The organism is Novosphingobium sp. KCTC 2891, from assembly GCF_025938155.1.
In the GTDB taxonomy this organism is placed as follows: Bacteria; Pseudomonadota; Alphaproteobacteria; order Sphingomonadales; family Sphingomonadaceae; genus Novosphingobium.
Map to the genome: position 1 here is coordinate 163,510 of NZ_JAPCZG010000004.1, position 11,784 is coordinate 175,293.

Here is an 11,784-nt window from a genome sequence, read left to right on the forward strand (position 1 = left end):
TACGCGGTCAGCGCGCCACCGCCAAGAGGATCGCCACGACGGCGATGGCGAGACCCTGGAACTTGATGCGGTTGAACATCATCCGGTTCTGCAGAAGCTGCATTTCCTTCAGCCCCTCGTCGCCGCGCTCCAGCCCTTCCTTCGTCGTCTGGAGGAACGCGATGATGCCGCGGACCAGCGAATAGACCGCGAGGCCCATGAAGATCAGCAGGAGCGGGACAAGGACGTAGGTCATGCAGCCTGATGTATGTAGTCCGAGAGGGAAATACCAGTGTCGAATAGCCCGGCACGCAGTTCGGCGGCCACGGCGCGGCCATCTTCGCCCGCGCGGCGGCGATCCGCGATCGCGGAGGCGCCGCGTCGCTTCGCCAGCTTGCGCCCGTCCGCCTCGATCAGCACCGGGTGGTGGTGCCACACCGGTTCGGGCAGACCGAGCAATGCCTGGAGCAGGCGGTGGACGTGGGTGGCCTGGAACAGGTCCGCCCCCCGCGTCACGCAGGTCACGCCATCGGCCGCATCGTCGAGCGTCGCCGCGAGGTGGTAGCTTGCGGGGGCGTCCTTGCGCCACAGCACCACGTCTCCGAACAGGTCCGGCCGTGCCTGCTGCTCGCCGCGCCGTTCGTCGGTCCAGCTGAGCGGTCCGCACAGGTCGGTCGCCTGCTCCATGTCGAGCCGCCAGACCACGCCCGGCCCCGGCATGATCGGCGCGTGCAGGCAGGTGCCGGGATAGACCGGGCCGTCCGGCCCCATGCGGGTGGCGGTGGCGGCAATCTCGGCGCGGCTGCAGCGGCAGGGATAAAGCAGGCCCATCGCGCGCAGCGAATCCGCGGCGTCGCGGTAGCTGGCGATGCGCTGCGACTGGGGCGCGACCTCGCGGAAATCGAGCCGCAGCCAGCGCAAGTCCTCGCGAAATTCCTCGGCCAGTTCCGGCCGGCTGCGCGCGCCGTCGATATCCTCGATCCGCAGCAGGAATTCGCCGCCATCCCGCTTGGCGCGATCATGCGCCACGATCGCCGCATAGGCATGACCAAGGTGCAACGGGCCGTTGGGGCTGGGGGCGAAGCGCGTGATCGTCACTTCCCGGACACTAACGCGCACCGTCCGGAAAGCAAAACGGCTGCCCCAAAGTGCAGGGGCAGCCGTTTTATAGCTTGTGGCCGAATGACCGCGTGGCTCAGACGAGCGTGGCGGTGAACATCATGCCGCTGACGCCAGCAGCAATGATGATCGGCAGCACGAACGAAGCGATGCTGCGCATGGTGTGTCCTCCTGTTGATGAGGCACTCTCAGGCAGTCTCCCAGTTCATCGGCGCCGGCAGGGTGGTGGATTGCAGGAGCTTGCTGAACGAGGCGCGCAATACGCCGATCGGCGTATGCTGCAAGTGCGAACGGGGCGTCTGCACGTGCAGTTTTTGCAACTCGCGCCATGCAATTGCGCGCGCCGCAGTCCCGCACCGGCTGGACAGCGCGCGCCATGATGCCTATCGGCCACCCATGAGCATCCAGCCTTCAGAATCGATCCTGATCGTCGATTTCGGCAGCCAGGTGACCCAGTTGATCGCGCGCCGCGTGCGCGAGGCAGGGGTCTATTCCGAAATCGCTCCCTTCACGCAGGCCGAAGCCGCGTTCCACCGGATGAAGCCCAGTGGCATCATCCTGTCGGGATCGCCGGCCAGCGTGCCCGCCGATGGCAGCCCCCGCGCACCGCAGTGCCTGTTCGACAGCGGATTGCCGATCCTGGGCATCTGCTACGGCCAGCAGGTGATGAGCGAGCAGCTGGGCGGCAAGGTCGAACCCGGCGATTCCGGCGAATTCGGCCGCGCCTTCCTGACCGTGACCGAGCCTTGCGTGCTGTTCGACGGGCTTTGGCAGGTCGGCGAGCGCCATCAGGTGTGGATGAGCCACGGTGACAAGGTCACGCAGTTCGCCCCCGGCTTCCGCATCGTGGCCGTGTCCGACGGTGCGCCCTTCGCGGTGATCGCGAACGACGAGAAGAAGTACTACGGCACCCAGTTCCACCCCGAGGTGGTCCACACGCCCGACGGCGGCAAGCTGATCGCCAACTTCGTGCGCCACGTCTGCGGCTGCACCGGCGAATGGACCATGGCGGAATTCCGCAAGACCAAGATCGCCGAAATCCGCGAGCAGGTGGGCGACAGCCGCGTGATCTGCGGCCTTTCGGGCGGCGTCGATTCGGCGGTGGCGGCCGTGCTGATCCACGAGGCGATCGGCGACCAGCTGACCTGCGTGTTCGTCGACCACGGGCTGATGCGCATGGGCGAGGCCGAGCAGGTCGTCAGCCTGTTCCGCAACCACTACAACATCCCGCTGGTCCACAAGGACGTGTCGGCGCTGTTCCTGAACGGGCTGGCCGGGGTCACCGATCCCGAGGCCAAGCGCAAGTTCATCGGCAAGACCTTCATCGACGTGTTCGAGGACGAGGCCAAGCAGGTCGGCGGCGCCGATTTCCTCGCGCAGGGCACGCTTTACCCGGACGTGATCGAATCGGTTTCGTTCACCGGCGGGCCTTCGGTGACGATCAAGAGCCACCACAACGTGGGCGGCCTGCCCGAGCGCATGAACATGAAGCTCGTCGAACCGCTGCGCGAACTGTTCAAGGACGAAGTGCGCGCGCTGGGCCGCGAGCTGGGCCTGCCCGACATCTTCGTGGGTCGCCACCCCTTCCCCGGCCCTGGCCTTGCCATCCGCATCCCCGGCGAAGTGACGCGCGAACGCTGCGACATCCTGCGCAAGGCCGATGCGATCTACCTCGAGGAAATCCGCAACGCGGGTCTCTACGACGCGATCTGGCAGGCTTTCGCGGTGTTGCTGCCGGTCAAGACCGTGGGCGTGATGGGCGATTTCCGCACCTATGACAGCGTCTGCGCGCTGCGCGCGGTGACCAGCACCGACGGCATGACGGCCGACATCTACCCCTTCGACGCCGGCTTCCTCAGCCGCGTTGCGACGCGCATCGTCAACGAGGTCAAGGGCATCAACCGCGTGGTCTACGACTACACGTCGAAGCCGCCCGGCACGATCGAATGGGAATAAGCACCGAGTGGGCGTGACCCACACGCTGCGCGAGGCGACGGCGGCCGACGAGGCCGCAGTCGTCGCGTTGTGGCAGGCGGCGGGCCTGACCCGCCCGTGGAACGATCCCAACGCCGATTTCCGCATGGCGCAGGGAACTCCCGCGTCCTGCGTGCTGGTCGCCGAACACGCGGGCGACATGGCCGGCGCAGTGATGGTCGGCTTCGACGGGCATCGCGGCTGGGTCTATTATCTTGGCGTCGATCCCGCGCGACAGCGCACCGGCACCGGGCGCGCGCTCATGGCCGCAGCCGAGGACTGGCTCAAGGCCCGCGACTGCCCCAAGATCATGTTCATGGTCCGCAGCGACAACCTTGCCACCAAGGCGTTCTATGCGGCCCTTGGCTATGAGAGCCAGGCCGTCGAGACGCTCGGGCGGCGGCTCGACGGGCGCTGAGATCAGGCGGCCGCGCGCAGCCGGTCGAAGGGACTGGGCGTGGTGTCCTGCGAAAAACGGTAGGATGACGCGGTAACCCCGCCGCGCAGGTCGTCCTGCGCATAGATCACGGTGCCCGGATCGCCGCCTGCCGCGCCCACCGCGACCATCAGCGGGATGAGGTGATCTTCCCGCGGGTGCGCCTCGCGAGCATAGGGCGCTGCTTCCCAGCGCCGCAGCTCGGCCTCGCGCTCGGCGGGCGGCACTTGCGTCAGCGCATGGCGCAGCCACGCGTCGAACCCGGCCGAAGGGACGGCGGCGCTGGGATCGAACCGGCGCAGGTTGTGATACGAAAGCCCCGATCCCACGATCACCACGCCTTCCGCGCGCAGCGGCGCCAGCGCGCGCCCCAGTGCAAGATGCGCGGCGGGATCGTAGTCCGCCCGCATCGACAGGCTGACCACGGGAATATCCGCGTCGGGATAGATCGGCTGGAGCATCGAGAATGTGCCGTGGTCGAACCCGCGCGCCGCGTCGGTGCCGATGGGGATGCCCGCCGCCGCACCCAGTTCCACCACCCGCGCGGCGACCTCGGGCGATCCGGGCGCAGCGTAGCGGATGTGGTAGGTATGCTCGGGGAAGCCGTAATAGTCATAGACCATGCCGGGCTGCTGGGCCGTCGATACGGTAAAGCCCGGCTCCTCCCAGTGCCCCGACACCACCAGCACCGCGCGCGGGCGTTCGGGAAGCTCGGCCGGAATGGCCTTGAGCGACGCCTCCAGCAGATCGAAGCTGCGGCGAAACGGACCGTCGAGCCACGGCCAGGGTCCGCCGCCGTGCGAAAGAAAAAAGACCGGCTGGAGCGTCATGGCGAAAGTCATCCTGTTGCTGCCTCTGCAACCTAGGCACGCCGGGCACTGCCAAGAAGTGCGAAAATACACGCGGCTTCGTTCGACTTCGCCGAACAGATGGGCGCGCAGGGGGCGTCGAATGGCCAAAACGTAATGTTTTGCTCACCCGCTGGTGCGGCGCGAACGGGTATTCCGCTTTTCGACGGTGAGCAGTCGCCGACGAATCGCAACGTGACGGTCCCCTGTTCCGATTCCCATTCGTCGATTGCTCACCGTCACCCGCGCCGGCCGCGTGCGCCGCGATCGGCGATGCCGATCCCGCAAGGAAACGCCGTGTCTCGTCCCGTATTTTTCGATCCCACTGGTCAACGTCATCGTTGGACGCGCCGTGCGGCGCTTGCCGCGCTCGCGCTGCTCATCGCGCTGGCGGCAGTCTTCGCCACCACGCTTGCCACGGTTCCCGCGGCGCAGCCGCTGCCGCTCGGCTTCGAGCGCATGGCGCCGCTGCCGCTGAAGACGCAGGTCAGCCGGCTGTCGCACCGCCTGGCCGATCTGTTCGGCCACCGGCCCACGGCGGCGGTGCGCGGCAAGGGTGCGCCGATCACGGTCGGGTTCTACACGTCCTGGACCGACGGCAGCGCCGAAGTTCTGGCGCGTCACGTGGGCCAGCTCGACTGGGTCGCGCCCACGCTGATGTCGATCGACCATGCCGGCCAGCTGACCGTCACCGACGATGCGCCGATGCGCCGCGTGCTCGCCGGCGCGCTGCATCGCCCGCTGGTGGTGCCCGTGCTCCAGAATGCGGCCAACGGCACCTGGGACGGCGCCGGCACCACCGCAGTCCTGACCAATTCCGCACGCCGCGCCGCGCTGGTCGCCGGCATCGATGCCGCGCTCGACCGTTCGGGCGACAACGGCGTGATGATCGACTTCGAAAATCTGCCGCCCAACGGCATCGCGGCGCTGCGCACGCTCGCCGCGGATCTCCATGCCCGGTTTGCGCCCAAGCACCGCGTCGTGGCGGTGACCATGCCGATCGACAGCCCCGAATGGTCCGCGCGCGACCTCGCCCGCGTGGCCGACAAGGTCGTGCTGATGGCCTATGACGAGCACTGGCAGGGCGGTCAGCCCGGTCCGATCGCTTCGCAGGGCTGGTTCGCCGGGCATCTCGCCGACCAGATCAAGGGCGTGGCACGCGACAAGGTGATCGTCGCGCTGGGCAACTATGGCTATGACTGGCACGAAGGCCATGCCGACAGCCAGACGGTTGAGGAAGCGTGGCTGGCCGCGCACGACAGCGGCGCGGTTCCCGCCTGGGACAAGGCCAGCGGCAACCTTGGTTTCGCCTATACCGACAATACCGATCACGGCCCCGTCCGCCACGACGTGTGGATGCTCGACGCCGCGGCCAGCTGGAACCAGATGCAGGTGCTCTCGCACCTCGGCCTGGGCAATGTCGCGCTGTGGCGGCTGGGCTCGGAAGATCCGGGCTTCTGGCCCACGCTCAAGTCGTGGCGGGGCGGCGGGCACACGCCGCCGAACCTCTCCGCGATCGCGCAGGCCAACAACGTCGACGTGGAAGGCAATGGCGAGATCCTGCGCGTCGATGCGACCCCGCGCTCCGGCGCGCGCACGATTGCCTTCGATCCGCGCTCGCACTTGGTCACGGCGGAAAACTATACCGTGCTGCCCACGCCCTATGTCGTGCGGCGCACCGGCGACCGCGCCAAGCTGGTCGCGCTCACGTTCGACGATGGCCCCGATGCGGCCTGGACGCCGAAGATCCTCTCGGTCCTGGAACGCTACCACGTGCCGGGCACCTTCTTCGTCGTCGGCGAAAACGGCGTGGGCAACCGCAGCCTGCTCGAACGAATGGCCGCCGACGGGGACGAGATCGGCAACCACAGCTACACCCACCCCAACATGGCGGACGAATCCACCGCCGGGGTGAAGCTGGAACTGAACGCCACGCAGCGGCTGATCGAGGCCTATACCGGGCGCTCCACCCGCCTGTTCCGCGCGCCCTATTTCGGCGATGCCGAGCCGACCACCGCGGACGAACTGGGGCCGGCGCTGATCGCGCAGCAGCAGGGCTATACCGTGGTCGGTCTCCATGCCGATACCAACGACTGGAAGAAGAAGGACGCCTCTGCCATCGTCGATGCCGCGGTGCGCGGCATCGAGAACGCCACGCCCGATCGCACCGCCAACGTCGTCCTGCTGCACGATGGCGGCGGCAACCGCGAACAGACCCTGATCGCGCTGCCGCAGATCATCGAGCGCCTGGAAGCGGACGGCTACCGGCTGGTCCCCGTCTCCACGCTCGCCGGACTGAAGCGCGACGACGTGATGCCGGTGGTGAACGGCTGGGATCTCGTGGCGGTGCGCGCGGACGTCGCGATCTTCGGCATCCTTGCCACCGTGTTCGCTTCGCTGGTGTGGATCTTCTTCTTCGCCATCGCGCTGGGCACCATCCGCGCCGTCGGCATGACCGTGCTGGCGCTGATCCCCAACCGTCACAAGGCGCCCGCGCCCGGCGGTGCAGACCCCATCGTCACCGTCATCATCCCCGCCTTCAACGAAGAGCGCGTGATCGAATCCTCGATCCGCCGCATCCTGGCCAGCGATTACGGCCCGATGCAGGTAATCGTGGCCGACGACGGATCGAAGGACCGCACCAGCGCCATCGTCACCGAGGCGTTCGGCAACGATCCGCGCGTCCGGCTGCTCACGCTGGTCAACGGCGGCAAGGCCAAGGCGCTCAATCGCGCGCTCGCCGAAGCCTCGGGCGAGATCGTCGTCGCGCTCGATGCCGACACCCAGTTCGAGCCGGGGACGATCGCCAAGCTCGTCCGCTGGTTCGTCGATGACAGGATCGGCGCGGTCGCGGGCAACGCCAAGGTGGGCAACCGGGTCAACCTCGTCACCCGCTGGCAGGCGATCGAATACGTCACCGCGCAGAACATCGAACGCCGCGCGCTGACCCGCTTCGACGCGATCATGGTCGTGCCCGGCGCCGTCGGTGCATGGCGGCGCTCGGCGCTCGACGCGGTCGGCGGCTTCCCCGAGGACACGCTGGCCGAGGACCAGGACCTGACCATCGCCATCCAGCGCGAGGGCTGGCGCATCGCCTACGACGAAGACGCCGTGGCCTGGACCGAAGCGCCCGAAACGCTGCGCGCTCTGGGCAAACAGCGCTTCCGCTGGGCCTTCGGCACGCTGCAGTGCCTGTGGAAGCACCGCTCGATCATGACGAAGCGGCGCCCGTCCGGCCTGGCGTTCGTCGGAATGCCGCAGGCCTGGCTGTTCCAGATCGTGTTCGCGATGGTCTCCCCCCTGATCGACCTGGCGCTGGGCGTCTCGATCATCGGCACCGTGATCCGCGTGGTCCAGCACGGCTGGGCGCAAACGCAGACCGACGTGCTGCGCATGGGCCTCTACTGGGCCGCGTTCACCACCATCGACGTGCTGTGCGGATGGGTCGCGTTCCGGCTCGACGTGCGCGAGGAGCGGTTCCGGCCGGGGCTGCTGCTGGCACAGCGCTTCGTCTACCGCCAGCTGATGTACGGTGTCGTGATCCGCGCGGTCGGTGCCGCTCTGGCGGGCCTCGGTATCGGCTGGGGCAAGCTTGAACGGACGGGCCGGGTGGCCTCGCCCTCAGCGGCGCAAGGGCAGCCGCAGGGTAGCGATCAGCCCGCTCTCACCTGAAAGCACCAGTTCCCCGCCATGAAGCCGCGCCACCGCGGCGACCATGGCGAGGCCCAGTCCGCCGCCGGGCCGGGTGCGCGCATTGTCGAGCCGGACGAACCGCTCGACCGCGCGGTCCCGGTCCTCTGGCGCGATGCCGGGGCCGTTGTCGGCCACGGTGATCTCGCCCCGGCTGCCTTGGGTGCGGGTGGTGACGGTAATCGCCGTCCCCCCGTATTTGATGGCATTGTCGATCAGGTTGGACAGCGCGCGTGACAGCAGTTCGCGGTCCGCCACCACGGTGACAGGCAGGAGGTCCGCCGCCAGCTGGACGCCCGCCTGTTCGGCCAGCGGTTCGTAGAGTTCGACCAGATCCTCGGCCACGACCGCCAGATCCAGCGGCGTGCGGCGGTCCTGCACCACGCCGCCTTCGAGGCGGCTGATCTCCAGCGCGGTTTCCAGCATCGCGCGCAGCCCCTCGGCGTCGGCGCGTGCGGCTTCCAGCGCTTCCAGCGCGCGCGGTTCCTCGGTGCGGGCCATGGCCGTTTCGATCGCGGCCGAGAGACGCGTCACGGGCGAGCGCAAATCATGCGCCAGCGCGCCCGACACCGCGCCCAGCTGCGACACGAGCTGGTCGATGCGCTCCGCCATCAGGTTGATCTGGAGCCGCAGGTGATCGAACCCGTCGCCCGCCTCGTCGGTGGAAACGCGCGCGCCGAAATTGCCCGAGGCGAGCTGCGCGGCGGTTTCCGCAATCTCGTGCGTGCGGCGGCTGATGACGATGCCCAGGACCAGCGCGCTGAGCGTGGCGAAGACCACCGCGACGGCGATGGTCACGCCGATGGCCGTGGCGAACGCCAGGTCCAGCCGGCGATCGCTTCCCCCCGCCACGCCCACGACCAGCTTCGATCCGTCGGAGAGCCCGCCCGCGACGGCCACGCCCTCCAGCAGCGGAGCCTGCGCGCCGTGGCGCACCATGACCGGCACAGGCCGCGCCGAGATCGGGACCGTGGGCGCCCGTGTCAGGTTGGCGAGCACCGGCGCTCCGCCAGTTTCGCCGCCGGTGAGCGCGATGAACACCGTGGGATCGGCCGCGCTGCCCCGGCGGGAGGTGATGAACTCCGCCAGTTCCTCGTGCCCGCCATCGTAGTAGGCGGCGAGCAGATCGTCCCGCACGTCGATCACCTGGCGCACCCGGTCGGCCCGCACCACGTCGAGCATCTGGGTGCGCAGGAAAAAGATCGCCGCGGCGCTGGACAGCAGTTGCAGCACGAACACCGCCGTCACCAGGCGGACCATGGTGGGCGAGAAACGGCGCGGTGCGGCGCTCATGGGAAACTCAGTCGGCCGCGAGGCGGTAGCCGGCGCCGCGCACGGTGTGGAACAGCGGGCACGCCTCTCCATCGTCGATCTTGCGGCGCAGGCGACTGATGTGCACGTCGATCACGTTCGTTCCTGGATCGAAGTGATAATCCCACACGGCCTCCAGCAGCATGGTGCGCGTCACCACTTCGCCCTGATGCAGCATGAGGTATTCGAGCAGACGGAACTCGCGCGGCTGCAAGGCGATCTTGCGCGCGCCGCGGCGCACCTGCCGGGTCAGCCGGTCGAACTCCAGATCACCGCAGCGAAGTACGGTTTCCTGCGGCTTTGCCTGCGCGCTGCCGCCGCCCCGGCGGATCAGCGCCTGAACCCGCGCCAGCAGTTCGGCAAAGGAGAACGGCTTGCCCAGATAATCGTCGGCGCCCGCGTTCAGCCCCACGATCCGGTCGTCCAGCCCGCCGAGTGCGGACAGCATGATCACCGGCGTCGTCACTCCGGCGGCGCGCAGCGCCTTGAGCAGGGCGAGGCCGTCCATGCCCGGCAGCATCCGGTCGAGCACGACGACGTCGAACTGGCTGTCGGTCGCGAGGAACAGGCCATCACGGCCATTGTCCGCACGATCGACCGTGAAGCCGAGTTCGTCGAACCCCTGCGCGACATAGTCGCTGATCTGCCGGTCGTCTTCGACCAGAAGGATCCGTCCGCTCATCGCTGTCACTCCCTGCCGCGCTGCGTGCGCCCTTCGGCATCGATCACGCGGAAGCGAACCTTACCCGCGCGGCGGCCGGGCGGGAAGTCAGAACCGCCGGGGACCGGGACCGCCCATGCCGGGGCCGCCTCCTGGACCGCCGGGACCTCCGGACATCGTCACCGGAGCGCTCTGCGGGATCGTGCCGGGCACACCGCCGGTGTAGCCGTAGCCTTGCGGCAGGAACGGTCCCATCTGGCCGCGTGCGCCGGGAATCGGCGCGGCCGGCTCATCGTCCGGCCTGGCCACCGGCCCTGAGGACGATGCGGAGGGCGATGCGGAGGACGGCGGGGTCGCGACAGCCAGCGCAGCGGGCGCCGCAGCGGCCGGGACGACGGGATTGTCCGCTACCGTGGCGGCAGGTGCGGCACGGCGCTGCGCGGTAACCGGCGTCGCCGATGGTCCGGCCAGCCGGGTCGGCTGGGAAAGCGCGGGCGAGCCCTGTCCGGCGGATTGCGGCACGGCGCTGGCAAAAGGCACGGCGGGGGCGAAAGGCGCGGCGGGGGCCGCCGGTGCCGGGCCGCTCGCCGGCAACGCCGCCATCGGGGCTGGCGGGGCGATCAATGCCGCAGGCTCGTTCGCCCCGCCGACCATGGCAACAGCGGCAATGCCTGCGGCGATCGCGGCAAAGCCCGCGCCCGCGCCGAGCAGCCAGCGGCGCGGCTCACGCCGGGACGGGAGCACGGCCACCGCGGCGGGCCCGTTCATCGCGGGCACCGCCGGAACAGGCTCTACTTGTGGAGCCGGTGCCACCTCTGGCGGCAACTGCGGCAGGCGCACCGCCTCCCGCGCGATGCGCGCGGCAAGGCCGGACGGCACGCGCGGTGCGGCGGCGAGATCAAGCGCCCGGTCGAGCGCCGCCTCGCGCCGTTCGGGCGAGATGGGCACGCGGCGCGTCACGCCAGCGGCCCCGCGGCGGCAAGGTCGCGGCAGCGCACGTCGCGCTTTTCCAACAGGTCGCGCATCTGGCGCCGGGCCCTGAACAGCAAGGATTCCATAGCCTTTATGTTGAGCGCCAACACGTCGGCTGCAAGGGCATTCGAAAAACCTTCATAATAACAAAGCACCAACGCGGCCCGATACCGCTCCGGCAGGTCGGCCAGCGCGGCGGCGACCGCACTGCGCGCCTGCCCCGCCTCGATCAGGGCATCGGCCAGCGGCGCTTCATCGGCCATGTCGGGCAGTTCGGGCGCCGTCACCACGCGGAACCGCCGCTTGCGATCGAAGCACAGGTTCATGGTGACGCGGTGGAGCCAGCCGACCAGCCCGGCGCCGCTCGGTTGCCAACGCGGCGCCTGTTGCCACAGGCGGGTGAAGGCATCCTGCACCACGTCCTCCGCTTCATGCCCATCGCCCAGCATCCGCATGGCCACGCGGTAAAGCGGCGCGGTGTGCCGGTCGACCAACTCTGCGAACGCATCGGCATTGCCGAGGGCCACCTCGGCCATCAGCGCGGTGTCATCCATGCGGGCGTCGATTGGGGGCGTCACGGGATCCTGCCGCATGTCGCCGGGAATATAGTCGCCATCGCCGAGCATGTCGGCGTGGCGCTGGATGTCGCCATGAAACATCATGCGGTCGGCTTCCGGTGATCGCAGGCGCGCACGAGGGTATCTCCGTCCAATTCCCCCTGTCCCCGGTGCCTCTGCTGGGCATTTCCGCCTGAACGCCAAATTTACGAGCCATAAACCCCGCCGCAATTTTTT

The 11,784-nt window shown here is 68.8% G+C and carries 10 protein-coding genes; 3 read left to right on the forward strand and 7 right to left on the reverse strand.

Translation table 11 applies throughout. The annotated features are described in order from the left end of the window. Positions 1 to 7: 7 nt before the first annotated feature. Together OLX02_RS09790 and gluQRS are read right to left on the reverse strand one after the other, a co-directional pair. A complete protein-coding gene (locus tag OLX02_RS09790) occupies positions 8 to 235 on the reverse strand; it encodes an HIG1 domain-containing protein (RefSeq protein WP_264422366.1) in 228 nt (75 codons plus the stop codon). Continuing rightward, a complete protein-coding gene (gluQRS, locus tag OLX02_RS09795) occupies positions 232 to 1,077 on the reverse strand; it encodes a tRNA glutamyl-Q(34) synthetase GluQRS (RefSeq protein ID WP_264422368.1) in 846 nt (281 codons plus the stop codon). The genes OLX02_RS09790 and gluQRS overlap by 4 nt, the downstream gene beginning before the upstream one ends. 417 nt (positions 1,078 to 1,494) lie before the next feature. Between gluQRS and guaA the strand changes: the two genes are divergently transcribed. Together guaA and OLX02_RS09805 are read left to right on the forward strand one after the other, a co-directional pair. Beyond that, positions 1,495 to 3,054 (forward strand): glutamine-hydrolyzing GMP synthase, encoded by a 1,560-nt coding sequence (guaA, locus tag OLX02_RS09800; RefSeq protein WP_264422370.1) that lies wholly within the window; start codon positions 1,495 to 1,497, stop codon positions 3,052 to 3,054. Between the two features lie 7 nt (positions 3,055 to 3,061). Further along, positions 3,062 to 3,490 carry a GNAT family acetyltransferase gene (locus tag OLX02_RS09805; RefSeq protein WP_264422372.1) on the forward strand — a complete coding sequence of 143 codons (429 nt, stop codon included), beginning with the start codon at positions 3,062 to 3,064 and terminating at the stop codon, positions 3,488 to 3,490. Positions 3,491 to 3,492: 2 nt separating this feature from the next. On the opposite strand, the gene OLX02_RS09810 is transcribed toward OLX02_RS09805, so the two are convergent. Further along, positions 3,493 to 4,350 carry a DODA-type extradiol aromatic ring-opening family dioxygenase gene (locus OLX02_RS09810; protein ID WP_264422374.1) on the reverse strand — a complete coding sequence of 286 codons (858 nt, stop codon included), beginning with the start codon at positions 4,348 to 4,350 and terminating at the stop codon, positions 3,493 to 3,495. A 303-nt stretch (positions 4,351 to 4,653) separates the two neighbouring features. Between OLX02_RS09810 and OLX02_RS09815 the strand changes: the two genes are divergently transcribed. Continuing rightward, on the forward strand, positions 4,654 to 8,028 hold the full coding sequence (locus OLX02_RS09815; protein WP_264422375.1) for a glycosyltransferase: 3,375 nt from the start codon (positions 4,654 to 4,656) through the stop codon (positions 8,026 to 8,028). On the opposite strand, the gene OLX02_RS09820 is transcribed toward OLX02_RS09815, so the two are convergent. The 4 genes from OLX02_RS09820 to OLX02_RS09835 form a co-directional block, all read right to left on the reverse strand. Next, a complete protein-coding gene (locus OLX02_RS09820) occupies positions 7,978 to 9,339 on the reverse strand; it encodes a sensor histidine kinase (RefSeq protein ID WP_264422377.1) in 1,362 nt (453 codons plus the stop codon). The genes OLX02_RS09815 and OLX02_RS09820 overlap by 51 nt on opposite strands. 7 nt (positions 9,340 to 9,346) lie before the next feature. Beyond that, positions 9,347 to 10,039, reverse strand: a complete 693-nt coding sequence (locus OLX02_RS09825; RefSeq protein ID WP_264422380.1) for a response regulator transcription factor — start codon at positions 10,037 to 10,039, stop codon at positions 9,347 to 9,349. 87 nt (positions 10,040 to 10,126) lie between these two features. Further along, positions 10,127 to 10,978 (reverse strand): hypothetical protein, encoded by an 852-nt coding sequence (locus OLX02_RS09830; RefSeq protein WP_264422382.1) that lies wholly within the window; start codon positions 10,976 to 10,978, stop codon positions 10,127 to 10,129. Further along, positions 10,975 to 11,652: an RNA polymerase sigma factor gene (locus OLX02_RS09835; protein WP_264422384.1), complete on the reverse strand. Its 678-nt coding sequence runs from the start codon at positions 11,650 to 11,652 to the stop codon at positions 10,975 to 10,977. The genes OLX02_RS09830 and OLX02_RS09835 overlap by 4 nt, the downstream gene beginning before the upstream one ends. Positions 11,653 to 11,784 lie beyond the last annotated feature (132 nt).